Source organism: Betaproteobacteria bacterium (genome assembly GCA_016720925.1).
Classification (GTDB): domain Bacteria; phylum Pseudomonadota; class Gammaproteobacteria; order Burkholderiales; family Usitatibacteraceae; genus UKL13-2.
Map to the genome: position 1 here is coordinate 172,336 of JADKJR010000005.1, position 25,251 is coordinate 197,586.

Annotated in this window: 19 protein-coding genes; 1 reads left to right on the forward strand and 18 read right to left on the reverse strand. The window is 60.0% G+C overall.

Going from position 1 to position 25,251, the window contains the following annotated elements; genetic code table 11:
• Window positions 1-161 precede the first annotated feature (161 nt).
• From IPP88_08905 to IPP88_08940, 8 genes are all read right to left on the reverse strand, one after another.
• Window positions 162-374 carry a hypothetical protein gene (locus IPP88_08905; GenBank protein MBL0122834.1) on the reverse strand — a complete coding sequence of 71 codons (213 nt, stop codon included), beginning with the start codon at window positions 372-374 and terminating at the stop codon, window positions 162-164.
• Window positions 375-452: 78 nt separating this feature from the next.
• Complete coding sequence (locus IPP88_08910; protein MBL0122835.1) at window positions 453-599, reverse strand: lmo0937 family membrane protein; 147 nt, start codon at window positions 597-599, stop codon at window positions 453-455.
• A gap of 72 nt (window positions 600-671) precedes the next feature.
• Complete coding sequence (locus tag IPP88_08915) at window positions 672-989, reverse strand: BON domain-containing protein (GenBank protein MBL0122836.1); 318 nt, start codon at window positions 987-989, stop codon at window positions 672-674.
• 302 nt (window positions 990-1,291) lie between these two features.
• The gene (locus IPP88_08920) at window positions 1,292-1,615 is read right to left on the reverse strand and encodes a hypothetical protein (protein ID MBL0122837.1); all 324 of its coding nucleotides are present in this window, start codon (window positions 1,613-1,615) and stop codon (window positions 1,292-1,294) included.
• A 74-nt stretch (window positions 1,616-1,689) separates the two neighbouring features.
• Entirely contained in the window at window positions 1,690-2,865 is a 1,176-nt protein-coding gene (locus IPP88_08925) for an OmpA family protein (GenBank protein MBL0122838.1), read from the reverse strand.
• Window positions 2,866-2,903: 38 nt separating this feature from the next.
• Window positions 2,904-4,886 carry a DUF3494 domain-containing protein gene (locus IPP88_08930; protein MBL0122839.1) on the reverse strand — a complete coding sequence of 661 codons (1,983 nt, stop codon included), beginning with the start codon at window positions 4,884-4,886 and terminating at the stop codon, window positions 2,904-2,906.
• A 215-nt stretch (window positions 4,887-5,101) separates the two neighbouring features.
• Window positions 5,102-5,917: a glycine zipper 2TM domain-containing protein gene (locus IPP88_08935; GenBank protein MBL0122840.1), complete on the reverse strand. Its 816-nt coding sequence runs from the start codon at window positions 5,915-5,917 to the stop codon at window positions 5,102-5,104.
• Window positions 5,918-6,302: 385 nt separating this feature from the next.
• Complete coding sequence (locus IPP88_08940; GenBank protein ID MBL0122841.1) at window positions 6,303-6,488, reverse strand: hypothetical protein; 186 nt, start codon at window positions 6,486-6,488, stop codon at window positions 6,303-6,305.
• 19 nt (window positions 6,489-6,507) lie between these two features.
• Here IPP88_08940 and IPP88_08945 point away from each other — a divergent pair, with 19 nt between their 5' ends.
• Window positions 6,508-7,716 (forward strand): NnrS family protein, encoded by a 1,209-nt coding sequence (locus tag IPP88_08945; GenBank protein ID MBL0122842.1) that lies wholly within the window; start codon window positions 6,508-6,510, stop codon window positions 7,714-7,716.
• Between the two features lie 129 nt (window positions 7,717-7,845).
• Here the strand turns inward: IPP88_08945 and IPP88_08950 are convergent, their stop codons facing one another.
• The 10 genes from IPP88_08950 to IPP88_08995 all read right to left on the reverse strand — a co-directional run bounded on the left by IPP88_08950 (window position 7,846) and on the right by IPP88_08995 (window position 25,125).
• Window positions 7,846-16,713, reverse strand: a complete 8,868-nt coding sequence (locus IPP88_08950; protein MBL0122843.1) for a cyclic beta 1-2 glucan synthetase — start codon at window positions 16,711-16,713, stop codon at window positions 7,846-7,848.
• Between the two features lie 322 nt (window positions 16,714-17,035).
• Window positions 17,036-18,136, reverse strand: coding sequence for an OmpA family protein (locus IPP88_08955; GenBank protein MBL0122844.1), 1,101 nt, complete (start codon window positions 18,134-18,136; stop codon window positions 17,036-17,038).
• Between the two features lie 21 nt (window positions 18,137-18,157).
• On the reverse strand, window positions 18,158-18,541 hold the full coding sequence (locus IPP88_08960) for a DUF4398 domain-containing protein (GenBank protein ID MBL0122845.1): 384 nt from the start codon (window positions 18,539-18,541) through the stop codon (window positions 18,158-18,160).
• A gap of 220 nt (window positions 18,542-18,761) precedes the next feature.
• Window positions 18,762-19,739 (reverse strand): hypothetical protein, encoded by a 978-nt coding sequence (locus tag IPP88_08965; protein MBL0122846.1) that lies wholly within the window; start codon window positions 19,737-19,739, stop codon window positions 18,762-18,764.
• The gene (locus IPP88_08970; protein ID MBL0122847.1) at window positions 19,736-20,941 is read right to left on the reverse strand and encodes a glycosyltransferase family 2 protein; all 1,206 of its coding nucleotides are present in this window, start codon (window positions 20,939-20,941) and stop codon (window positions 19,736-19,738) included. Before IPP88_08970 ends, IPP88_08965 begins: the two co-directional genes overlap by 4 nt.
• A gap of 961 nt (window positions 20,942-21,902) precedes the next feature.
• A complete protein-coding gene (locus tag IPP88_08975) occupies window positions 21,903-22,214 on the reverse strand; it encodes a BON domain-containing protein (protein ID MBL0122848.1) in 312 nt (103 codons plus the stop codon).
• 175 nt (window positions 22,215-22,389) lie between these two features.
• Entirely contained in the window at window positions 22,390-22,545 is a 156-nt protein-coding gene (locus IPP88_08980; GenBank protein MBL0122849.1) for a DUF3096 domain-containing protein, read from the reverse strand.
• Between the two features lie 191 nt (window positions 22,546-22,736).
• Window positions 22,737-23,435 carry a Crp/Fnr family transcriptional regulator gene (locus IPP88_08985; GenBank protein ID MBL0122850.1) on the reverse strand — a complete coding sequence of 233 codons (699 nt, stop codon included), beginning with the start codon at window positions 23,433-23,435 and terminating at the stop codon, window positions 22,737-22,739.
• A 386-nt stretch (window positions 23,436-23,821) separates the two neighbouring features.
• Complete coding sequence (locus tag IPP88_08990) at window positions 23,822-24,619, reverse strand: Crp/Fnr family transcriptional regulator (GenBank protein ID MBL0122851.1); 798 nt, start codon at window positions 24,617-24,619, stop codon at window positions 23,822-23,824.
• Between the two features lie 320 nt (window positions 24,620-24,939).
• Entirely contained in the window at window positions 24,940-25,125 is a 186-nt protein-coding gene (locus IPP88_08995; protein MBL0122852.1) for a hypothetical protein, read from the reverse strand.
• Window positions 25,126-25,251: the final 126 nt, after the last annotated feature.

Genomic DNA, 25,251 nt, shown 5'->3' on the forward strand with positions numbered 1-25,251 from the left:
GCGCGTGCCTCCTGCTTGCAGCGTTAGCAGTAACCATTGCAACTTGGTCGGTTGGTCCGGCTTTGTCTGTAGGCGAAAGACTGATTCCGGCATCGTTCCAGCCAGTGCGAGCAAACTTTCTCAGGCCAACAACCGGGCATTACTTTCAGCCCGAGCCGAATTTATTTGCGCGCGAACAGCAGGATTGCGCCCGCCGCCAATGCCGCCACGCCGGCCCATATCGGAATATTCACGGATTCTTTTTCCGTGACCGACAGCACGATCGGACCAAGCTTGGCCTGATGCGTGTCCTTGGTGTAAGTGAAGCCGCCGTACAACAAGCCGAGGCCCCCGGCAATGATCAACACAATTGCCAACATCTTGACTGGGTTCATTTCATCTGCTCCGGTTGAGATACATCTGTGTTTGCACTGCGAACAATGCGGGATCTGGCGATGCGGAACCTGGGAAAGCTACACACCGCGGCCCTGAATCAGGCGCAACACGACCACCACGAGAGCGATGACCAGGAGTACGTGAATGAGTCCGCCCATGGTGACCGAAGACACCATGCCAAGCACCCATAGAATGACCAATATGACGACGATTGTTTCAAGCATGATTGTTGCTCCTGATCGGTCCTGCGGATTTAGGCCGGCCTTCTTGGCCGGCCCCTTGCTGCATACTTCCTGTTACTTACCTTTAACCCGCGTGTCGTTCTTGACCGATGTCACGCCCTTGACGCTGCGTGCCAATTCAGCCGCCTTGAGGGTATCGGCATCCGAGCTGACAAATCCGCTCAGCTGAACGCGGCCCTTGAAAGTCTCGACATTGATTTCAGCCGACTTCAGGCCCGGCTCCTCGAAGATCTTGGCCTTGACCTTGGTGGTAATCACGGTGTCATCGACATACTGGCCGGTGCTTTCATGTTTTGTGGTGGATGCGCAACCCAGCAACGTGGTCAGGATGACAACCGGGACGATGGTGGCGATGGATTTAAGATATTTCATAGCGGGTTTCTCCAAGTGAATTCAAATAAAGACGGGTGGTTCCAACCATTTCAAGTTACGCCGCATTGATGGGTTTGGTTATCGGTTGACGCCTACATCCTTGTAGGACTTTTGCGATTTAGGGTGTAGTCGCTTGCTGACCCGCTACCGGGCACAGGGTTGGAAGTGATAACCGTGTTTGCCGATGAAAATGGGGAACGCGCAACCACGCGAATGCAAAACACAAGGATCGGCGAGGTGTTTGGGGCATTTTCGCGCCAGGAAGCGCGCCGGTGCTTGCGTTTGGCGTTCAGAAAATCGGGTCAACTGGCCATGGACTTCGCCGACTGCTGCGGTGCTTCCGGCGAAAAACTCATGGCATTGTGCGTGCGGCTCAACACCCGAAGTGGTGGCGGACTCTCGTCAACACTGATGTCATCCAATGGCGCGGACTCCTGCATTGCATAACCGGCAGCGGTCATCGCCAGCGCCGCCAGTGAAATCTCCGCGACGACTCTTCCGAACAGGGAATAGATGGGCAACACATCTATCGCCGTGCCCAACAGGGTTGCGACATAGGTGATGACGGCGAGGATGACGGCGAGACGCTTCATGAGGTCGAAAGTGCGGGTCCGGGTTGCGAGCATGCGAAAAGTACGGTGAATTACTTAAATGATGTGGCGACCAGGATCGCGGGCGTTACCCTGGTCGTGATCCTTCATCATTTCGTGCCGGACACTTCAACGTCCACGCGACGGTCAGGCTGCAGGCAGGCGATGAGCTGCCGGGTTGCTTTCTGGCCTTTGCAATCGCCGGGCTTGGTGACAGGTTCTGATTCGCCAACGCCTCTGGCGGCGATCTTGCCGGCCGGGATTCCCGCCGGTTGCACCAGGTAGGACTTGACGGCTTCGGCACGGCGCGATGAAAGCGACATGTTGTAAGCGCTCGACCCAATTCGATCCGTGTGACCGACCACCGAGATCACTTCAAATGTTGTTCCCCTCAGGTCCACGGCGAACTTGTCGAGCGCATGCATGCCGGCCGGCTTGACGGTGGCCTTGTCGAAATCGAACAGTGAATCCGCCGAGAAGGTGACCTTCATTGGCAATTGAACCACTGGGGCCGGCGGCGGCGGGGCAACCACGACCGGCGGAGGCGCGACCGGTGGCGGAGACGGTGCAACGGGCGCCAGCACGATCGGGCGCGGCGCGGGCGCGTGGGTTTTGGCGCCGAACCGATAAACCAGGCCGATGGAAACGAGGTCGATATCGCCCCGGTTGCCGACAGCATCGTTGATCCGGTAGCGTTCCACCTCGCCGCGCACGCCTAGATTTTCCGTCATGGCAAATTGAATGCCCGCGCCGTATTTGATGTTCGTATCGCGCGTGCTGGCGTTGGCACGGATCACCGTGACCGCGCCGGTGCCGGCGAAAGTATCCCGCGTGTGCGCGTAGTTCGCGCCGACTCGCCCAAAGGCGGAAAATCTTTCCGTGATTGGCAATGTGCCGACCAGGTCGAGGTTCATGCCCTTGACTTTAATATTGCCGCTCAATGATCCAGGCGGAAGCGTGTTCGCGGTAAAACCAAATTTGCCCAGATCGAAATAACCGCCTTCAACGGCGAAATACTTGTTGGCCTGATAGCCGCCAAAAATTTTGTAGCCGGTGTCGCGATCGTCATCGGCAATCGATGGGACCGCAAATCGTCCGGCAAGCAGACCGCTGGTGATACGCGCGTCGTCGATCTTCGCGCGCGACTGGCCGAGATTGATGCCGCCGTACCAGTTCGACACGTCAGCCGAGGCGAACGGACTGGCGAGGGTTGTGAGTGTGGCGAGAGTGGCCAATGTTGCGCATGCCAGTAGCCGCGGTGTCGCCGGGACTTTTGTTCGTTTCATGTCTTCTCCGGGGGAATTTGAAAATCGGTTGATGTTCATTACTGGGCCGGCACGTTGATCACGGTGTTCACCAGCGTCACCGATGCACCCAGTGAAAGGGCCCGGCCGTTCAGCGTCAATATCGCCACGTTGCCGGCGGTGGAGAATGCGGCGCCAGACTGGGCAATGATGGTGCCGACCATGGTGCCGCCGCCGCCTGCATTGATGGTTGCGGCACTGCCGACCTGCCAGAAGACATTCTTGGCCTGGGCCCCATTGGACAGGATGACGCTTTGCGGGAATGCGGCGCCCGGACCGCCGACGGTCAGCGTGGTCGCCATCTGGAATACCCAGACCGCATTCGCGTTTCCTTGTGCATCAAGCGTCAGATTTCCGCCCTGAATCATGAACGAGCCCGATGACGCGGTATACACACCCGGTGCCAATACGAGGCTGCCCAGGTTTCCCGCGCCTGGATCCGGCCCGCCCGGCTGTGCGACCAACGCGTTGTACGCCACCAATGCATCGGCGCGTGCCGCCGTGGCAATTGCAAAGGTGACCGGCGTACCTTCGGAAGGACATGCAACCGTTGGCGGTGGCGCGGCGGTGTAGATCTTGCCATTGACCAGCCCGACGTTGAGTGGCGTTTCGGTATAGGTGCAACCTGGACCCGCGTCATGGAATCCGGTCACGGCGGTCGAGACAGCGGTGGTGCCGATGTCGCCATTGACCACGGTAAGCAAACCCTGGTTGGTGGTTCCGGCCGAGCCACCAAATGTTCCAAACGATGCGGCAGAGCCCAGTGGAATCGACGATTGACCGGCCGGTGGTTGACCCGGTGTCTGGCATGTTCCGGTTACCGTAAAGGTCCAGGTGAAATCACTTGCCAATATGTTGGCCGGAATGGACAAGTCCTTGACGCCGGTGGCCCCGCCTTTGATCTTGGCGGTATACGTCGTACCGGCGTTGAGAGGGCTCAGTGGCGTAAAGGTCGCGATGCGGCCGGTGGCGCTATCAAGAACCACTGACGCGGCGGTTACCGGAACCGGTATTGGTGATGGACCGGCGACGGTAAAGGTCGCGGTGTTGATCATGGTCGGGTCCATCCGCATTCCGGAAGGCACGTTGAAGGTTGCATTGATGGCCGCATTGCTACATACGCCTGTGCCATTCGCACTGGGGTTGGTCGACAGCACCGAGACATTTGCCGGGGCGGCTGGGCCAGCGGTCGTGAAGGTCCACACGTAGTTGCTGGCGGCGGGCAAAGCGGCTTGATTGCCGGCGAGCGCATTGCCGGCCAGATCGGTCACCGCAGTAGTAATCGTGAAGGTATAAATGGTGCCGGCCGCCAGCGCCGTTGAAGGCGTAAAGACGGCGGTACGGCTGCCGACCGCGTAGCTGACGGTGCCGGTGGGAACTGTGCAAGGCGCGGGGCAGGTCACGGTAAAGCTGGATGCATTGATCGTTGCCGGCGCCATGTCTTCCGAGAAGGTGGCGGTAACGCCGGTGTTGGTGGCGACGCCAGTCGTCGGGCCGGGATTGGACGTAGCAGGCACCGTGAGCGTCACTCTGGGCCGTGTCGTGTCGGTGGCCGCCCCTGTTGTAAACGTCCAGACAAAGTTCGCGGCCAGGGGAACGCCGGCAGTGTCTATCGCACCAGTGGTAATCGTTGCGGTACAAATCGTTCCTGCCGGAAGCGGCGCTGCCGGCGTGAATGTGGCGGTCCGGCTTGCGGCCACATAGGCAACGCTTCCGGTGATGGCCGATGAAGCAGGGCAGGCAAGTGTGAAACTTGATGCGGTGATGGTTGCGGCCGCCATGTCGGTGCTGAATGCGGCGGTCACGATGGTGTTGATCGCCACGCCAGTGGCATTGTTGACTGGCGCGACTGCCGTCACCGTTGGTGAAAGTACTGCAATGCCGCCAGTGCCCAGCACCGGATCCCGTCCTTCGCTACCGCCGCCGCAGCCTGCGACCACGGCACTGAGAAGCAGCGCCGTAAACCACGTCAGGCTTTTGGAAAAATTATTGAATATGTTCATTTGATTCCTTTTTTTATTTGTTCCAAAAACAGCTACATGACGTCGTGCGACGGCAACAAACCCGCACAACCGTTCCGATGCATATCCGGTACCGGTGCGGGCCGGAGCAATGGCCGCCTTGCGATCATTCGCGAGGACAGACCCAATCAATTCATTGTGTTCGACCACTTCAAATGCGTTCGACGCCGCGATGGCGGCGTCGAATTCAATTCAACTTACTGACGCGGTTCACCGTTACGATTGACCGAGACCGTATTGCCGGGAGGCGAACTCATCTGGATGCGATGTTCCGAACCCCGGTAGTTGTAGGTAACGTCCCAGTAGGCGGGTGCGCCGCTTGCAACGGTTCTGCAACGCTGCACATCCTTGTCATACGTTGCCCCGCTGCTGCCGCGACCGGAGTTGCCACCGATCACCGCGCCTGCAACGGCGCCGCCGGCGGTGGCAAGATCATTACCTCGTCCGCCGCCAACCTGATGGCCCAGCACGCCGCCCAGGATGCCGCCGAGAAGGGCGCCACCAACATTCGTATCGCCACGCCGCTCTTCCGTCACTTGTTGACGCTCAACCCAGCAACGCTGTTCGGGCGGTCCGACCACCGCGTGCACGGAAGTGACCTGCGCTTCGTACACCCGTTCGTTTGGACGCTGACGATAGGCGTAAGTCGGCGCCGGCAATGGCGCAGGCGCCTCGTTCTCATAGCGCGCCTGTTGATTCACCGGACGCACCGAGGAAACCTTGTCGTTCAAGCCCATGCCACTCAGCGAGTCATAACTGCCTTGACGCAGCACCACGCATTGGCCCTGGAAGCGCGCATCCGTGCAGACTTCCCAGCGCCCGCGATCGACGACGACGGAAGACGCCATATCGTTGAAACCGACTTGCATGAAATTTCCGACCGTTTTGCCAGTCGTGTATGCACGCCCGCGGAATCCGTCGTGCTCATAAAAGGTAACCTGTGCCACGGCATGCGTGGCGAGTAACACAGTTGTCGCACCGAGTGCGGCTTTCAATTTCCAGTTCATGGTCATTCCTTTAAAAGATTGCCGCGCGAAAATGCGCGCTCAATGTTGTCCCGCGAGAGTTGTCTGGCGCGGGCGGTGACTTGCTGCCATCGGGTGCAGCGCGCAAAGCTCATTTCACAAAAATGCGCCTGACGAGATTCACTTACCGATGCGTCTCCAACCATCACACCTTATGCGGCGGCAGCGCATTTGGTAATCGGTTGACGCCTACATGCGTGTAGGTCTTTTACGCAACGTGATGTAGTCGTCTGCTGACGAATTGACGAACGTCAGGCGGCAGGGACGGCGGTGTTTGCCTGGGGCTCGCGACTTCTCGCTATTCAATGAAACACAAGCACTGGCGCGCGTCATGGGCTATTTATGCCCCAAATGCCGCGCCAGTTGGCGTGTTTCAAATTTTCATTCCTATGGCGCGCACCTCTCCCTGCGCAGGAATGGCGCCTGCATCGGGCAATTGTCCGCGCCATACAGGCATCGTGATTGCAGCACCGTCGCTGTATTCACGCGGCCTCAGGCTATGATGGCTGGCAAGCTGTTTTTCGACGACACCTGCTGTGTTGTCACCCGCACCATTCACTCGACTGCCACGACCCCACATGAACCAACCGCTGATACATATTTCCTCACCACCCAACTCCAAAGCACCGGTGCAGGGGCCCGCTGGTTTTGCGCTATGGAATTTGGGCTTTCGCCCGTTCTATTTGCTTGCGACCATCTTCGGCACCTTCAGCGTCTTGCTCTGGGCGGCGCAGTATTCCGGCTACCTTCCCGCCACAACCTTGCTGGGGCCGATATGGCACGGTCATGAAATGCTTTTCGGCTACACGACCGCGGTGATCGCGGGCTTTCTGCTGACCGCCGTGCGCGCCTGGACGAACCAGTCGACACCCAGCGGCGCGCCATTGATGGCGTTGGCGGCGCTATGGGTTTGCGGCAGGGTATTGATGCTGACACCGTTCGTCGTGACGGCAGCGGTGGTCAACGCGGCCTTCCCGGTGGCGGTGGCGTTGGCAATCGGCGTCCCGCTGCTGCGTTCACGCAATGTCCGCAACTATTTTTTCGTTGGGTTACTGGTGCTGATCGGTGTGCTGATCCTCGCGGTGCATCTGGCGTTGCGGGAGTTCTTCGCCGTCTCGCCCCGGCTGGGCTTGCAACTCGCGCTTGACGTGGTGCTGTTCATCATGGTGGTGATGGGCGGCCGGGTGATCCCGATGTTCACCAATAACGGCGTGCCGGGCACTAACGCAACGCGCAAACCTCTGCTGGAAAAATTTGCGCTGGGCGCGGTCATGCTGCTCTTCGTTGCGGATCTGTTGCAACTGCCACAGGCCATTGTCGCCATGATCGCATTGGCCGCCGCGCTGGCGCACGGTGTGCGCCTGGCACTGTGGAAACCGTGGCGTACGCTTGTGAACCCGCTGGTGTGGATACTGCATGCCGCGTATTTGTGGATTGTCATGCACCTCGCGCTGCGCGCCCTGTTTGCACTGGACCTGCTGGCCGGCTCATATGCCACCCATGCGCTCACTGTCGGCGCGATCGGCGGACTCACCCTTGGCATGATGACCCGCACCGCTCGCGGTCACACCGGGCGGCCGCTGTCAGCCGATGGATTCGAAGTTGCCATGTTTCTGCTGATACAGGGTGCGGCCATCATCCGCGTCTTTGCCGGTATCGTGTCGCCTGCGCTGTATTTGCCCAGTGTTCAGTTATCGGCGCTGCTGTGGGCGGCGGCACTGGGCCTCTACGCGGTGTGCTATTGGCGCGTGCTAACGCGTGCGCGGCTGGATGGCAAGCCGGGATAGGCTAATTTTCTTTGGCCCAGCAATTGAAGTAATAAGCATCCGGGTTGCCAGGCACTACCCTCATCCCAACCCCTGCAGGGTGCACGGCTCGCGCATCGCTTTGAAGGTACGATTGACGCTCGTTGAAGATTAGCTGAGCGCCGCATGAATACTCACCTCGACCGTATGCGCCTGCCGGTCGTCAACCAGGAGAATCGTCTTGTCGGTTTGCGCAACGCCATCAACCGTGACATTGCCCACGCCTGTCTTTTCACCATCGCCGGTCGGCGCCTGCAAAACGGTGATGTGATAGACCGTTTCCCGATACCGGTAATGAATTTTGAAGGTTTGCCAATCGGCGGGAATACACGGCACGAAATGCAGCCGGTCGACTTCCAGCCTCAATCCGAGAATGGACTCCATGATGAGCCGGTACATCCAGCCGGCCGAACCCGTGTACCAGCTCCATCCACCGCGCCCGGTATGCGGCGTCACACCATAGACGTCGGCCGCCATGACGTATGGTTCCACTTTGTAGGTCGACATGCCTTCGCTGGTATTCGCGTGGTTCAAGGGGTTGATCATGGACGTGAGCTCCCAGGCGCGCCGGCTGTCGCCCAACGCCGCAAACGCCATCGCCGCCCAGATTGCGCCGTGGGTGTATTGCCCGCCGTTCTCCCTCACGCCCGGGACGTAGCCGCGAATGTAGCCAGGATCCAGCGCCGACTTGTCGAAGGGTGGATCGAGCAGCTGGATGATCGCGTCATCGCGACGCACCAGACGCTTGTCCAGTGAATTCATGGCCGTTCGCGCGCGCGCGGCCTCACCCGCGCCCGATAGAACGGACCAGCTCTGCGCGATGGAATCAATCTGGCATTCCACGTTGCTGGTCGATCCCAGCGGCGTGCCATCATCGAAGTAGGCGCGACGGTACCATTCGCCGTCCCAGCCATGCTGTTCGATATTCCGCGCGAGCTTTGCCCTTTCGTCCAGGCAACGATCGGCGAAGGCGGCATCACCCTGCAGGCGCGCGACCTCGACGAACTGCACCAGCACTTCACAAAGGAAGAAGCCCAGCCAGATGCTTTCACCCTTGCCGAGTTTACCGACCATGTTCATGCCGTCGTTCCAGTCACCGGAGCCAATAAGCGGCAGTCCATGCTCGCCGAACGCGAGTCCCCGCAGGATGGCGCGTACACAGTGCTGATACAGGCTGGCGGTTTCCTCGGCCCGGCCGGGCAAATCGTAATAAGAGTCGTCCTCCGGGTTTACCTGCCGGCCTTTCAGGAATTGGACGGATTCATTCAGCACGCCGGTGTCTCCGGTGCAGAGAACGTAGCGGCAGGCCGCCAGGGGCAGCCAGAGGTAGTCATCCGAACAGTGCGTGCGTACGCCCCTGCCAGATGGTGGATGCCACCAATGCTGGACATCACCTTCCCAGAACTGGCGGCCCGCGCACAGCAGCAGGTGCTCGCGCAGGAGTTGCGGTTGGGCATGAATGAGCGCCATCACATCCTGTAATTGGTCGCGGAAACCAAACGCACCGCCGGACTGGTAGTAACCGCTGCGTGCCCACAAGCGGCACGCCAGGGTTTGATACAAAAGCCAGCCATTGGCCAGCACGTTCAGCGACGGATCCGGTGTCTCCACTTGCACGGCGGCCAGCGTGTGTTGCCAGTATTGCCGGACTTTTTCCAGCGCGTCATGTGCCGCCGCAGGACCGCGGCACCGTTGCAGCAGCACGCGTGCGTCGTTGAGGTTTCGCCCGGCGCCCAACCTGAAAATGGACACATGTTCTTCCCCGTCCGCCAGCTCGATGCCCACCTGGATGGCCGCGCACGGGTTCAGCGCGGCGCCGACCTTGTTGGAAAGCTGTGCCCGGCCCATTGCGGACGGCCTCTTGAGCGTTCCGTTGCGTCCGACAAATTCGGCACGGTCGCCGCTGAATGTCCGGGTGGTATCGTCAACATCGAAGAACGCAATACGATTGGCGAATTCGCTGTTGTAGGCGTTGCGCGCATAAAGCGCGCCACTGAGCGGATCGATTTCGGTAATCACGTGCATGGTCGATTTCGGCTTGAGGTCGCCCAGCACCCACTCCACGAAGCCCGTCGCGGTGAGGCGGCGCGAACGGCCGGATTCGTTGCGCACTTTCAACACCGAGAATTTGATGGCCGCGTCGAGCGCCACATAGACTGTCAACTCCGAGCGAAGGCCGCCTTCCACATGCTCGAAGATGCTGTAGCCGAATCCGTGGCGGCTCACATAGGGCGAATCGCCACGACAGGGAAGCGGCGCCGGCGACCAGAAATGGCCACTCTCTTCATCACGCAGGTAAAACGCCTCCCCGCTCGCATCGCTCACCGGATCGTTATGCCACGGTGTCAGGCGAAATTCATGGGCATTCTCGCTCCAGGTATAGGCCATGCCGTTCTCGGAGATGACGGTTCCGAATTGCGGATTCGCCAGCACATTTACCCATGGCGCGGGCGTCCTTTCCGAATGCGTGGTGGTGATGACGTATTCGCGCCCATCGGCGGTGAAGCCGCCGAGCCCATTTGCGAAAAGCAGATCGGCTGGCGTGGCGACGGCCGGCGTGGTCGTTACCGGCAGATCGCCGCGGTGCGCCCGGGTCGCCTTGAAGCGCGGCAGATTCAGATGTGGCGCGCGCGCTTCCATCTGGCCGCGCCGCGTGATCTGGTCTGCCAGCGTGCCCCGCCGGTCGCCGATGATGGCCCGCGCCACCGATTGGACCAGGATACGGTCTTCGTCCGATATCTGTTCCGCCCGCCGGACAAATATCCCGCCGGGTTTATCCATCACGTGTGCTTCGACACCCGCGGCGATCAGCCCCATGATCTGGTCTTGCAGCAATTGCCGGTAGCCGGCGTGATCTTCATTCCAGATCACCAGGTCGACAGTCAGCCCCTTCAGGCGCCAGTAGGCGTGGGCCTGCACCAGTTGACGCACCAGATCGATATTCGCCAGGTCGCTGATCTGCAGCAGCACGATCGGCAGGTCGCCGGAAATGGCGTAGCTCCACAGACCGGATTGCCCGCGCCGGTTTTTCAGCAGGACATTCGGATCGGCGCGCAGAGACGGATTGGCGTAGATGATCGAATTGGCGAGGCGTGCATAGAGTTGCGCGTCGGCCTCGGTGGCATTGATCTGGCGCAGCACCACCTGATTGTGGGTCCATGCCAATTCAAATACCCGGTCCGCGAGCCGCCGGTCCTGGTATTTCTCGATCAGGCTCAGGGCGGCATCGCGATTGTCACTGACACCGGTGACCATATCGATGGTTGCCGCTTGTTCCGGATCAAGCGTGATGCGGTAGCGAATGGCGACGATCGGATCCAGGACCGAGCCCTGACTGCCGGACAGCGCCACCGGTTCGTTCATCGCCTGGGGCGAGGCAGCGGTATTGCCGCGACCGATAAATCGCATGCGGTCCGTCTCATAGGAAACTTCGCCCAGATTCGCCCCATGGACCGCCATCAGGTGAAACATCCACGGTGCCTTTTCGGCAAGGGAGCGCGGCCGGCGCGTGCACAGGATCGCCTGCCGCGCCTGGATGATCTCGGTCTGCACAAACAGGTTGCTGAATGCCGGATGCAGCTCGTCCGCGGCCGGATCGGCGAGCACCACTTCGGCATAACTCGTGACCTCGATGGTGCGACGGGTCCGCGCGCGGTTGCAGATGCGCACGCGCCGCAACTCGATGTCGTCTTCCGGCGAAACGACGATCTCGGTATGGGTGTCGTAGTCGAGATCGCGACGGCGAAATTCCGCGCGTCCTTCCGAGAAAATCGCCTCGTACTTTTCCGCGCGCTTGAGTGTCGGCTGATGGGTATTCGACCAGAACACGTTGCTGGCCACGTCGCGGATATAGCAGAACGTGCCCCAGTTGTCGCAGGTCGTGTCTTCGCGCCAACGAGTCACCGCGAGGTCTTTCCAGCGACTGTAGCCGGCGCCCGCGTTGGTCACCATCACGTGGTAGTGGCGGTTGGACAACAACTGAACTTCGGGTACCGGCGTGGCCGGGCCGCTGATGATCCGCACCGGCATTTCCTGATTGTCCGCTGTCGCGCGAATGGAGGAGAACTTGTCGGTATGCGGCTTGAATGCGCCGGTTTTGGGCACGCGCTCCTGCAGTAACAAGGTGGTCGCCTGGAACATCGGATCCGATTCAAAGCGCCTCTGCATCGGACGGTCGAGGATCAGGTAGGCCATCGACAGGAAGATCATTCCCTGGTGGTGCGCCATGAACGAGCGGATCACGGTGCTCGATTGTCCGCGCGGCAGGCGTGATGCGGTGTAGTCGACGGCTTCATAAAAGCCGAATTTTCCGGCCAGTCCCTCGGTGGCGAGTCGCTGCAAATTGACGCACGCGTGCTCGGGCGAAACCATCAGCGCAAGCGCCGAGGCATATGGCGTAATCACCAGATCCTCGGCCAGGCCGCGCTTGAGCCCCAGGCCGGGCACGCCAAAGGCGCGGTACTGATAATTGAGCGCGGCGTCGACGGTGTTGTACCCGCATTCCGAGATGCCCCACGCGACGTCTCGCTGGCTTCCATACTCGATCTGTCGCGCCACCGCGGCATGGTAGGTGCGGTCGAGCAGTGTGTTTTCGTACGTCGGCATGACCAGCAGAGGCATCAGGTACTCGAACATCGACCCGCTCCACGACAGCAGTGTCGGCTCGCCACCGGCGGTGGTAAGCAGACGCCCCAGAGAGAACCAGGTTTCCTGCGGCAGTTGTCCCTGCGCGATGGCAACGAAACTGCACAGCCTGGCTTCCGACGCCAGCATGTCGTAGTAGCTCGAATCCTGGCGACGCTCGCTGACGCTGTAGCCGATGGCGAGCAGGTGGCGTGCCTTGTCGTACAGGAAGTCATATTCCATTACCGCCAGTTCACTCGCTTGCCGTACCAGGCTATCGATTGCCGCAATCCGTTCCTCGGCGTGGCGGCTTGCAGCAACAATGTGCCGACGCAATTCATGCAACCACTCGCGCTCCTCGGTCGTAGTCTGAAGCGCCATTTGCTGCTCAACGGCGGGTAGCCACAATGCCTCGAAGGTCGCCAGTTCGTGCAGGGTTGGAATCTCGATGGACTCCAGGTAGTTACGCAATCCGCCGGGTGCCGCGGGCAGCGCCAGCCACGGGGCAAGCAAGTCCAATTCTTCCATGACGCTCCGGCATTGGCGGTCCAGTGCCTGCGCCCACCATTGCACATCGTTTACTGCCGCTGCATCGGTGACTTCATTCAAGCCGGCCGCTATTTCCGCCGCGGTGGTTGCCAACTTTGCCAGCCGGGCATGCGTCGCCGCGAGCGTGGCCGGCGGGAAGTCGCTTGCCGACTCGAGATCGTCCCCCAGTTGATCAATCAGGATTCGAGCAGCCGTCGGCGCATCGGCCGCCGCGTCCGCGAGCACGCGCAGCGTGTCGAGCAGGCCGTCAAACAAACGCGCGCCGAAGATCTTGTCATCAGGCAGCGCCAGCAGCCCCGGTCGCAACGTAAGCAAATGGCCCGCGAGGTTGCCGCTATCCACCGACGAAATGTAGAGCGGGGCCAGCGGCAGCAGCGATTGCGTGTCGTACCAGTTGTAGAAGTGCCCCTGGTACTGCGTCAGGTCCGTCATCGTCGCGAAGGCATTCGTTGTACGATCGATGAGTGGTCCGGCGGCAATGTAGCCGAAGTCGTACGCCGCCAGATTGGCCAGCAGCGACAGCCCCATGTTGGTTGGGGACGTGCGATGCGCCACGACGCCGACCGGGTGCTCCTGGTAGTTATCCGGTGGCAGCCAATGATCGTCCGGACCGACGAAGGTTTCAAAAAATGCCCACGTCTTGCGCGAATTCTTCTGCAGAAAAGTCATTTGCGTAGCCGTCAGGCGCGCTTCGCGGCGCGTCAGCGGCCGACTCATCCACCAGGCGATGGCGGGTGCGGCAATCCACAGGAACAGAATCGGCCACGCCACCGACAGCGTCGCGGGCGCGGACACGGCCAGATAAACTGCCATCGCGATGGCGAGCGCGGGCGCTGTCCACATCGTCCGGTAGCTGACGATCAGCCCGGCGCGATCACTGTGATCCGCGTTGCCTGCGCTGCCCGCATCACCTGATGGCGCCCATTCCAGCAACCTTCTTTTCGAGACCAGTATCCGCCATTGGGTGCGAATGATTGCATCCAGACTGAAGCACGCCTCATACGGCAGACACGCAAGCGCAAATGCCGCTTGCGCGAACTGCCCGCCTGCCGCGCGCAATCCCGCGGCGAGATGCTGACCCAGCATCACGTCGTCTGGCTTGCGAAACAAATCAAGCATCGACGCCATCAAGGGTGGAATCAGGATGATGCCGATCACCACCAGGGTCCAGAACCAGACGGGTGAAAAGTTCGTCCAGCCCAGTAGCAATAGCAGCGTCAATGCCGCGGGCGCCAGGCTGCGTCGCAGGTTATCGAATATTTTCCATTGAGACAGCGTCGAGAGCGGGTTTTGTTCACGGCCGGCCCGCGCGTTTGCGCCGTTGTCGGGAACGCGCGACAGCAGCCACGAGGCGATCTGCCAGTCGCCGCGAATCCAGCGATGGCGGCGGCTCACATCCGCGCTGTAACGGGTCGGATATTCTTCGTATAACTGCACATCGCTCACCAGCGCGGCGCGTGCATAACAGCCCTCCAGCAGATCGTGGCTGAGTATCCGGTTTTCGGGGAATCGACCCTTGAGCGTTTGCTCGAAGGCATCGACGTCATATATGCCTTTTCCAATGAACGAGCCTTCGCCGAACACGTCCTGATAGACATCGGAGACGGCGCGCGTGTACGGATCGATGCCCGGCTCGCTGCCAAACAATCGCGCATACCGCGAGTGATTGGTGCCCGGCAGGCTCACCGCCACCCGCGGCTGCAGGATCGCATAGCCCTCGGTGATTCGCTGCCGGGTTTCGTCGTAGACCGCGCGATTCAGCGGGTGCGCCAGCGTGCCGACAAACTGCCGGGCAGAATCACGCGGCAATTGCGTATCGGTATCGAGGGTAATTACGTACTTCACATTTCCGAGGATGGCAGGGCCGCCGACAATGCGCGAAAAGCAATCTTGCGAGCCCCCGCGCAGAAGCGAATTCAAATCAGCCAGCTTCCCCCGCTTGCGTTCATAACCCATCCACAGTCGCTCGCGCGCGTTCCAGCGGCGCGGGCGATGGAACAGGAAAAAGCTATCCTTCCCGGTGTTGCCGTCCGCGCGAGTGCCGTATTTTTCATTCAGCGCAGTGATCCGTTCACTCGCCAGTTGCAATAAGGTTTCATCCTCGGGGAGGATTTCCTCCGATGCGTCGCGGAAATCGGTCAGCAGGCCGAAGTGAAGGTTTTCGTCGCGATTGGCGAGGAAACGCACCTCCAGTGCTTCAACCAGATCATCGATGCCTGTCGCACTGGTAAGCATGGTGGGGATGATCACCAGGGTACGCGACGCCGACGGTATGCCGAGGGAAAAATCCAGTCGCGGCAGCGGATGCGGTGTCACCAACAAGGTGGCGAACCAATTTGTCAGTGCCACGCCGAGCTGGCTGGCGGACAGCAACGAAAGGATGCCGATCAAGGCCAATTCCCAATCAGGGATGCTATTGCCGTACGCTTGCATCATCAGCCTGCCGGAAAGCAGCAGGGTGATCAGCGCAATTAATCCCAGGTAGGGGAACAATGGCGACTTGCGGCCGGATCGCCGCAACGCTTCCACGGTGGAAATGCGCGCGCCCACTGTCTGTTCCAGCTGGGGCAGGCCTTTGTCAATCAGGTAGTAGCCGACATGCGCGGCGCGATTGCGCCTGCCGTCATCGTGGCCCTCACCACCCGCTACATCCGTCGCGCCTGCCGCACCCTGGTACGCAAGCTCAATGGCTTTCCGCGCCACTTCGCGCTCGGACAGGCTGCTCTTTTTCGCGGTTTTCTCGATGGCGTGGCGATATCGATCGCGCGTCGCAAAATCCATCCTGCCATAGACGCCGCCGGGATCCTCGCGCAGCGTCTGTTCGACCATGCTCATCGTTTCGACGAACTCGCGCCAGTCCATCGCGCCCAGAAAACGCAAACTGGCGATGCTGTTGCTGATCGAGACTTGGGCCGACGCCTGCCGCTGGGATTCCGACTGGACCAGTTGCTCTATCGTCAGATGCGATTCGGACAGCAGTTGCTCAATCCATGTCAGCGGCAGGGCCAGCGCGGGGCTTTGCCCCTGCAACCGCCGCGCAAACTCCGACACGAACCCGGTGCTCATCGGCGGGCTCGACCGCGCCATATCCGAGATCACCAGAATCAGGCTTTTCGGATCTTTTTCGGCAACCTCCGTCATCTGGTCCGCCCACGAGTCGGCCAGATTCCGGTCGATCATCCCGGCGGCCACGCGGGTGGCCACGCGCCGCAGATTCTCGATCAGCGCCAGACGCAACATGATGGGAATGGCCCACAATTCACCCAGCCTGAGTGCGGTGACCGTCTGGTAGGCGGATACGAATCGACTGAGACTTTCCGGATCGAGGCGTCCATCGCCGTGCGAGATCGTCTCCAGCGCGATGTCGTACACACGCGGAAGCCCCATCGACGGTCCGCGCGCCAGGCGAGGCAGTTCCCGGCTGTAACCCTTTGGGAAGTGCCTCTTGGCCGTGCGAATCTGCTCTTCGATCAGATAAAAATTATCGAGGAGCCACTCACCCGCGGGCGTGATTCGTCGGTTCGCGGTGACCGCCTCGGTAAGCAAATTGCAGACATCAATCAGGATATTTTCGTTCGCGGCCAGTCGCGTCAGGAGCTGGGCGCGCGCGCGCGCCGGCGTCAGGCGGTGCGAGTTCGCCAGGGTCTTGCCATGCTGCTCCATCTGGCTGGCGCTCAGGAGCTCCGATCGCAGCGGCTGCTCGTCCGATGCGTATTTCTGCGGGAAGCCACGGTCGCGGAAGCGGATCCACGCACCGGCAAGCGCGTTTGCAGCCTTCGATTTACCGGTGATCAGCAAATTATTCATGCGACCGCCTGTTCGTAGTCAGACAGCATTGAGCGAGCGCGTGGTTCGCGTCCTGTCCGCAACAATGCAATGACCTTAACCGGCACGGCACGGCTCGGAACTGCGCCGGCTAGCGGCAGGACCAGAACAAACAATAATACGCTCCCCGCGTCACGGCGCTCTCGGTTGATCTTCCCATCACTGCGTAACCCCGGCCCCCGCGTCATGCCGTCTGGAAATTTGCATGGCTCGTTGCGCTTAAGCTCCGTCAACAGCCCCGTCTAAAGTCCCGTCACGTTCATATCGCAACTGATTCGCGACGGGTGTTTGCCAACGCGGCCGCTCAGCGCGGAACGACAACTCCGCCTTCGTCGGAGACGATGATCTCCACGCGCCGGTTCAACTGCCGGCCCGCCGCGGTATCGTTACCCGCGACCGGATAGGATTCGCCGTATCCGCGCGACGTAATGCGTTCCGTGCCAATGCCCATATCCAGCAGGGCGGTGCGCACGGCACCCGCCCGATTGTCCGAGAGCGCCTGGTTAAGGCTATTGCTGCCAGTGCTGTCGGTGAAGCCCTCGATCATGACTTTGCGCTGCGGATATTGTTTGAAAAAATCGGCAAGCTTCTGCACGTTGCGCATGCCGCCGGATTTGAGTTGTGCCTGATTGGTGTCGAACAGCACATCGCCGAGCGTGATGACCATGCCGCGATTGGTTTTCTTTGCCTCCAGTGCCACGAGTTGCGCTTCCAACTGGCGCGCACGGTTTTCGGCGCCCTGGGTTTGCTGGCGGGCCACCTCGGCATTCTGTTGGGCATCGTTCGCTGCCTGTCTCTCTGCATCAGCCTGGCGCTGTGAGGCTTCCGCGCTACGCAGCGACGCATCGGACTGGCGTTGCAAGGCGTCCGCGTTACGCTGCGAGGCTTCTGACTGAAGTTGAGAGGCCTGCGCGCTACGTTGTGATGCTTCCGACTGGCGTTGTGACGCTTCTGCGCTGCGCTGTGACACTTCGGCACTCCGCTGGGACGCTTCCGACTGGCGCTGCGCATAATCCGCGTTGCGCTGCGCGGCATCGGCCTCCCGTGTCCGTGCGTCAAGGCGCACGCGGTCGCGCTCCACGCTGGCGTTTGCCACGGCCATTTCAGCCGCTTTCTGACTGGCCGTCGCCTGCGCAATCGCGACCTGCTGTTTCGCCACATAGGCCAAGTGGTCGACGCGCGAATTGTCTTCGTGCTTGCTCCAGGCGTGATTGGCCCGATCCAGCGAGTCGCTCGCCTGCCTGAGTTCCCCGGCCGCCAGCGAAGTGACTTGCGGATTGGCCTGCGCATCGCTGTAATCGCTGCGCGCCTGGTCGAGCAGGGAATTACTTGCGGGTAAAGAACTGCAGCCTGCCAGCACTGCGGCTGCGATGAGTGACATGGCGAGATAACGATGATTTTTCATGATGGATTCCTAGAGTTGCGTTCAATTGTTCTTGCGGTTGATCTCTTCGCGCAATACGCGACTGTCTTCCCGGGTGACGTTTGCCGCTTGCCGGGCCTTGGCGGAATGCGCAAGCTTCTCGGCGAGCCTCGCATCGGCCTGCGCCTCTTCGGCCAGCCGGCGCGCACTCTCGTACTCTTCCTTGTCCATGGCGCGCTTGGCGCGGTCCATCTTGTCCTGCGCGCTACGCATCTCGACGGACGCATACTCGTTGCCGCCGGCACTGACCGCATTGGCAATGGCGGACTTTGAGACCGCCATTTGTTCCGTCGGCGGCGGAACGCTCGCGCAGCCGGCAACAATAACGGCGGCACAACCCATCGCGCCGAGCATCCGGGACCACTGGTAACGGGATAATTTGTTCATTGTCTTCCTTCAGTTGTGTTGATTGGGCCGGTGTCGCCCTGAAAATGAAAGGCTATCGAGTGCGAAGTCCAGCGTCTGTCTGCCAGCGCACAGAGCGGTACTGTCTATCTCCCGGATCGTTCGCGTTGCGGCACCATTGCTTGAATGCGAATCGGTATCAAATTGGCACGTCCGGCATGAGCTACCACGAGTAGAAATCCGGTTGCGCAATGGTCAATGGTTAGCGGAAAGGCAGGACAAGCGTCCCGCCAACGAGCCGATACGCGTAGTCGGGACTGTCGATGAAGCCAGCAGAGCGAGAGTAGCTCGCACGCAACACGAGTCGGATGTCCCCGGCGATCGGCCCTTCGCCACGCGCTTCGGCCAGGTATGACGCATGTGAACCGGACCCTGTCGAATACTCTTGCCCCGCGCCGAGCGCGCCGCTGTAGATCCATCCCGCGTAACGCTTGCGGATTGCGGTCACTGCGAGCCACTGCCGATAGTCTTCCGGATTGAAGTACGCACCGCCGACGTCGGCTTCGCGCGTCGAATACTGCCGGTAGCGAAGTTGCAACGTGATCCCGGCCTCGGGTATCGCAAGCCAGATCAGGCGCGCGCGCAAGTGCGTCCGCGCGTTGCCATCGCTGAAAGGTTGCCAGCCCACCAGTGCGGTCGCGGTCAATCGCTCGCCGAATTGATGTTCGGCGTTGGTCGCAACAAACGTGTAGCCAATGCCGCGTTTCAGTGCCTTTGGCGTTTCCACAAGGTCGGCTGATGCGATCATGTCAACGGCGGTCCCGAGTGTGGTGGACAGTCTCAACGTTGCATCCCCGATCGGTCGCAAGTGCCCCGCGACGCGCGCGACACCAACTTCCGCATCGACGCCGGCAAGCGTGTCGCGGCGCTGGTCGCGATAGACGCCGAGAATGGCAGCAACGTCCTGGCGATATTTACCCTGTGTGTAATGCACTGACTGCGCTTCCGCACCGGCGAAACGCCAGGGACTGGCGTAGGGATAGAAGCCACCCACGCGCGTGCGGATCGCGTGCAGGCCATCGGTGTCCGCCGAAACGGCGACGTCCGTCACCAACGCGAAATACCTTGCATCCTGTGCCGCATCCCGTGCCGTATCTTGCGCCTGGCCGGCGCCTGACCATGAGACGAGGGCAATGACAAAGGCAATTTGCCCGGCGCGGCTGTCGTGGCGGCCAATCATTTCGTACCCCACGTCTTGCGCAGCCCGAACAGCTCGGACATATAGCCGACGACGCAGGCGGGTTGCAGGATCAGGCTGTAGCCAAGCGCATACAGCGCGAATCCCATCGGGTTGTAGCGAACTTGCAACCCTTCCGCATTGAACATCCGCGCGCCGACACGATACATGACGCCGTTCATCAACAATGAGAGCGGCAACAGGATCAGCGTCATCGGGCCGGCAATCCAGTAGATGCCGAAAATTGCGATAACGATGCCGGGGATGAAGCAGAGCGTGAAGGCCAGATCGAGCCACGGGAAAAACAGGTTCCACCAGATGAACGCGGTCGACAGCCGCGGCACAAACAGGATGCGCGGATGGCGACGAAACGCCTCGATCATTCCTCGCGACCATCGCTGCCGTTGGCGCAGAAACTGCCGCAGTCCATCAGGCGCATTGGTAAAGCAAAGGGCATCTTCCGCGTGTCCGACGCGCCATCCGGCCTCAAGAATTGCCCAGGTAAGCACGATATCCTCGCCTATACAGTCCTCCCAGCCGCCTATGTCACGCAAGGTCTGCCGATCGTAGATCGAGAATGCGCCTTGCGCGACCAGCGTGCCCTGATAAAGCGACTGCACGCGCTTGGTCGCGGCGATGCCATGGAAATAGTCCCATTCCTGCATTCGCGTCACCCAGTTCGTTCGCGAGTTGCGAACCAGCATCGCGCCGGCGACGGCGCGCGTACTCGCGGGATCGGCGGTGTAGCGCTCCACGAGGTTCGTCAGCGCATCGGCATACAGATATGAATCCGCGTCCAGTGTGACCACCAGTTCGTATCGGGAGGCGGCGAGACCGCGATTGAGCGCCGCCGACTTGCCGCCATTCTTCCCCTGGCGCAATAGCGTGAGCCATGGAAACTTCAGCGTGGCAACCGCTTCTGCGGTCGCGTCAGCCGAGCCATCGTCGATGACAATCACTTCGAAAAGGCCGGGATAATGCTGGCGTTCGATCGAATGGATCGTGTCCGCAATTGATCCCGCTTCGTTGTATGCGGCGACAAGGATCGTGACTCCCGGATACTTCGCCAACCGACTACGTGCTGGTCGCCGGTCCATCAGCAGGCTGGAGATAAGGAAGGCGTTCATGAAACCGGGCACGAGCGCGATGCCACCGACCGCAAATATCGCGATCGCCCAATCGCTCAATCTGGCCAGATCGCGCATCCACGGAATTGCCAACCAAAGTGAAAAAGTGAACCACGTGATGCCGACAATGAGGGCAATGGCAAATTTTGCGTGCACGCTGATGTAGACCGGCCGGTGCCATGCAGAATTGGCCGCCGCCTCGATGAGCAATGCACCCTTCGGTCCTTCCACGTCCGGCCCTTCCAGCACGGCACGGCGCGACGCAAGGCGAGGCGCATCCAGGACTGGCAAGTCGACTGGAGGCGGCAACGAAGCGTGAAGCCTTGTTTTCAACATCTTTAGGTCGCGAAATGAAGGATTGGATTTCAAGCTTTGTATGAAGCGGCGCAGGTAACCGCGCGGCGGGATGGCCGTGAAGTTCACCACCTCACATTCAGGCCGCACGATTCACTGCGTAATTTTTTTGACAACGCGGACACGGACATGATTTCGAACCGATACGACAAGTTCCATGTGTTCGGCAACGCGTGGAAAATCAGTGGGGCTGTTTGAATAATTCTTTCTGACACACTGACAATTGAAGGCTACGGGGAATCGCATCGCGCCGCTGTCAGCCGACGCGCAGAATGGTGTAGTCGAACACCTGAAAGGCGCGTAAGCGAGCTGGCGAAAAACGGCGGAACACTGTAACAATCGCAAGCGAAATGGCTGACGCGCAGATTTGGCGTGCCTGTTCAAGCGCCTGTCAATGAGAGCGCATCGCCGGCGGTTTGGAAAATCCAGCGTTTCGCTTCGGGGAAATGCCTGCCACTAACTTGAAAGTTGATCAGGCAGGTTGCGGCGGAGGTGCCGACGACGCTCTCCTGGATGAGGTAAAGGTCTGATCGCCGATTCTTGGTGGAATTGTTAATACTACGTCCAGCACCGTATGTTCATGCGGCGCTGGACATAAAGGATGCTTTTAGATGTCAAACCCGGGATTTTCCATTGCGGGTTGTCCCGGGTATCGCGTGGTACCGGTTACTTTCCTGCCCTTGCCTTACTTGACCCGCATGTCGTTCTTGACCGAACTCACGCCACGCACCGTGCGCGCAAGCGCCACGGCCCTGTCAACATTCGCCTGCGAACTCACAAAGCCGCTCAACTGAACTACGCCTTTGAACGTTTCGACATTGATCTCGGCCGATTTCAGACCGGGTTCTTCGAGGATCTTGGCTTTGACCTTGGTGGTAATCACGGTGTCATCGACATACTCGCCGGTGCCTTCGTGCTTTGACGTTGACGCGCAACCCAGCATGAACATCATCGTAATGGCCGCCATAAAAGCGGTAATGCGTTTGAATGTTTTCATAGTCGTACTCTCCAAGTTGAAAAAATGCGGAACACTTTTCTGACACAACGGCATGTTCCTGTTCGTGTCGGGATTCAGGCTACGCGGTGGCGCGCATGCGGTCTGTACGCTGCCGCACAGATGGCCGCTCAGATGGCAGCGCGGCGGGACAACATCGACTTTCGAGAGACGCTATCTATCGCAGGTGAAGACTGCCTGTGCCGAAGAGTCCGAGCAGGCCGATGACGATCAGATAAAAAGCCACAATGTAGTTCAGCAGCTTGGGCATGACGAGAATGAGAATGCCGGCGATGAGAGAGACCAGCGGACCAATGCTTACGTTGAGATTCATGGTGATTTCCTTTTTCATTGAACGTAACGGCGGAGCGTCATTGAGGTAACGGCATTTACAGCATGCTTGCAATTCGAGGCGGACCTTCAATTGACAGCCAGAGCCTAGACAATCACCAAGAGCCGGTCGGTGCGGTGGGATACATAGTTATTGTTTTCGCGCAATAGCGCGTTGGCCGAGATCGGGCGGTGTTACCCGAGGATGCTCTCGTAAGTATCTTTCACGGTCCGATAACACCCGCAGGAAGCCGCTTCCAGGCCGGCGCGGTCGAGTACCGTGATGTTGCCGCGACTGTAGCGGACCAGTTTTTGCGCTTGCAATAACCCGGCGGCGTTGGTCACGCCGACGCGGCGCACACCAAGCATTTGCGCGAGGACTTCATGGGTAAGGTGAAACTCGTTCGAGTGCGCGCAATCGTGCGTCATCAGCAGCCATCGGGCGAGGCGCGCATCCAGTACGTGGAACCGGTTGCATGCGGCCGTTTGCGCCAGTTGGGCGAGCAACACGTAGAGGTAGCGGTGCAACTTGCGCCGCAACGCCAGGCTGGATTCGATTTCGCGCAGAAACGACGCAGCCGTCATTCGCAGCGCCATACCGGCGCCTTGCACGACTGCCCGCAGCGGCGAAACATCGACACCCAGCATAAGGGGAACGCCGACCATGCCTTCATTGCCAACCAGTTCCACTTCCAGGCTCGCGTGGCTATTCACGGGAATCACCAGCGAAATGAAGCTGTCAACGGGAAAGTAAACGTGCCGAATACGTGTGGCGGGTTCGTAGAGAATGTCGGCAAGGGTCAGTTCGACCTGCTCGCAACTGGCCAGCAACTGTTGGCGATCTTTGCGCGGCAGTGTCTCAAGCAGGAGATTGGAAACAGGCGGGTGATTCATGGTGTGTGCCGTACCCGTGGACACGCTGTCGCAGCCGATCGCCGCGCGACCCCTGTTGTGTGCACGGCATTCAGGTCATTCACTCCGACTTCGTACTTCTGGTTCATTTCCTCGAATTCCGCCTTCGCTGCGGCCAAGCTCCAGCCATTCGCTGATTATCCGCATCCTTGCAGGCCAGTCCGTGCACCAGCGTACATAAGGAGAAAATGAGGCACCGGCCGCAAGCCTGTCAGCCGGGTCGAGGTCGTGCCGTTCGCCCTGAGGTATCGAAGGGCCCTTGTACGAGAAGCCCTTTGATACGGGAGGGCGAACGGGGATTAGTTAGGTAATTACAGGGGTCGTGGCTGACGCCGCGCATCGCGCCGACAGCGCAATTTGCCGCAAGATTAGCAACGGGCGTGCCCAAGCGTCCGGAACGGATCGCCGCCCGGTATATCCGAGAGCAGTCGATCAAACTCTTTCTTGACCACACCGTAGCATTCGCAAGCCTTTCGTTCCAGTTTCGGCCGGTCGAGTACTTCAATATGGCCGCGGCTGTAGCGAATCAGGCCGGCGCGCTGCAGGTTTCCCGCAGCCTCAGTGATTCCTTCGCGCCGCACGCCGATCATGCTGGCGATCAATTCCTGGGTCATCGTCAGCTCATGGCTGGACAGGCGATCGAGACTGCGCAGCAGCCAACGGCATAACTGCTGCTCCACCGAGTGGTGCCGATTGCACACCGCCGTCTGCGCCATTTGCGTGATCAGCGCCTGGGTGTAGCGCAGCAGCAGATGCAGCAGCGGCCCCGCGCGGTTGAATTCCTCTTTCAGCACATGTGCTTTCAAACGATAGCCAAAGCCCGCGCTCTGAACGACCGCGCGGCTAGGCGTGGTTTCACCGCCCATGAACAGCGCAATGCCAAGGATGCCTTCATTGCCGACGACGGCGATTTCAGCCGATGCACCGTCCTCCATCACATAGAGCAATGAGACGATACAGGTGGTCGGAAAATACACATGCTGCAGGCGCCCGCCGGATTCGTACAAGACTTCGCCAAGCGGCATCGAGACAAGCTCCAGATCGGGAAGCAGGCGCGCAAACTCCGCAGCCGGCAATGCGGCGAGGAGGTGGTTTTGCTTCGGGGATTGCGGGATTTGCGGGACTTGTCGAGCTTGATGGATGTATGACACATGCGGTGTGGACATAAGAAACCTTCCAAAACACGGATACTGCGGGTGAACGGCGTTGACAGGGTCGAGCCGTTTGCTCGTTATCGGAATGGCGTCAAGCGAGTTGTTCTTGTGACGGGGACGCCGCGCCATGCCAATGAACACACGTTACCCGGGCTTATCCGATTCATGCATCGGCGCGTGCCTAACCGTTTGTAGGACCTTTGCGAATTTGGTTGTAGTCAAATGCTGACAGCACAATAACGCCTTCGAAGCGGCCCGCCGCACGTGGTGCCTCGCAGAAAATCTCCGCCCTATGTGCGATAGCGTACGGAACCCGGCAGCCCGGACCACCATCATGCAGATTGGCTGCTGAAGAATTCATCCGCGCAATCGATTCGCCGCCAGCGCCGGTCGGAAAGAAATGCCGCTACCGTGCGCAGGAAGAGCGTATAAGTATGTGAGGTGCCGCTTGCACCCTTGGCCGCGCGATCCGCCAGATCCACTCGCGCTTCAACAGAGGTCGGCCATGTCCGCAACATTCCGCGATCCCGCGATGATCAATTGGCCGACCCTGCGACCCGCATGCCGGCGAGTGTTGGCGATATCGGGGCTACCAATGCGTTGCGTTGGTAAGAGAGTGAGTTTTCGTTGAAATCATCTCACAA

What these genes read in the sequence shown, in the direction of transcription:
- IPP88_08905 (MBL0122834.1), bottom strand. Translation starts at nt 374, where the DNA reads ATGAACCCAGTCAAGATGTTGGCAATTGTGTTGATCATTGCCGGGGGC.
- IPP88_08910 (MBL0122835.1), bottom strand. Translation starts at nt 599, where the DNA reads ATGCTTGAAACAATCGTCGTCATATTGGTCATTCTATGGGTGCTTGGC.
- IPP88_08915 (MBL0122836.1), bottom strand. Translation starts at nt 989, where the DNA reads ATGAAATATCTTAAATCCATCGCCACCATCGTCCCGGTTGTCATCCTG.
- IPP88_08920 (MBL0122837.1), bottom strand. Translation starts at nt 1,615, where the DNA reads ATGCTCGCAACCCGGACCCGCACTTTCGACCTCATGAAGCGTCTCGCC.
- IPP88_08925 (MBL0122838.1), bottom strand. Translation starts at nt 2,865, where the DNA reads ATGAAACGAACAAAAGTCCCGGCGACACCGCGGCTACTGGCATGCGCA.
- IPP88_08930 (MBL0122839.1), bottom strand. Translation starts at nt 4,886, where the DNA reads ATGAACATATTCAATAATTTTTCCAAAAGCCTGACGTGGTTTACGGCG.
- IPP88_08935 (MBL0122840.1), bottom strand. Translation starts at nt 5,917, where the DNA reads ATGACCATGAACTGGAAATTGAAAGCCGCACTCGGTGCGACAACTGTG.
- IPP88_08945 (MBL0122842.1), top strand. Translation starts at nt 6,508, where the DNA reads ATGAACCAACCGCTGATACATATTTCCTCACCACCCAACTCCAAAGCA.
- IPP88_08950 (MBL0122843.1), bottom strand. Translation starts at nt 16,713, where the DNA reads ATGAATAATTTGCTGATCACCGGTAAATCGAAGGCTGCAAACGCGCTT.
- IPP88_08955 (MBL0122844.1), bottom strand. Translation starts at nt 18,136, where the DNA reads ATGAAAAATCATCGTTATCTCGCCATGTCACTCATCGCAGCCGCAGTG.
- IPP88_08960 (MBL0122845.1), bottom strand. Translation starts at nt 18,541, where the DNA reads ATGAACAAATTATCCCGTTACCAGTGGTCCCGGATGCTCGGCGCGATG.
- IPP88_08965 (MBL0122846.1), bottom strand. Translation starts at nt 19,739, where the DNA reads ATGATTGGCCGCCACGACAGCCGCGCCGGGCAAATTGCCTTTGTCATT.
- IPP88_08970 (MBL0122847.1), bottom strand. Translation starts at nt 20,941, where the DNA reads ATGCGCGATCTGGCCAGATTGAGCGATTGGGCGATCGCGATATTTGCG.
- IPP88_08975 (MBL0122848.1), bottom strand. Translation starts at nt 22,214, where the DNA reads ATGAAAACATTCAAACGCATTACCGCTTTTATGGCGGCCATTACGATG.
- IPP88_08980 (MBL0122849.1), bottom strand. Translation starts at nt 22,545, where the DNA reads ATGAATCTCAACGTAAGCATTGGTCCGCTGGTCTCTCTCATCGCCGGC.
- IPP88_08985 (MBL0122850.1), bottom strand. Translation starts at nt 23,435, where the DNA reads ATGAATCACCCGCCTGTTTCCAATCTCCTGCTTGAGACACTGCCGCGC.
- IPP88_08990 (MBL0122851.1), bottom strand. Translation starts at nt 24,619, where the DNA reads ATGTCCACACCGCATGTGTCATACATCCATCAAGCTCGACAAGTCCCG.
- IPP88_08995 (MBL0122852.1), bottom strand. Translation starts at nt 25,125, where the DNA reads ATGTTGCGGACATGGCCGACCTCTGTTGAAGCGCGAGTGGATCTGGCG.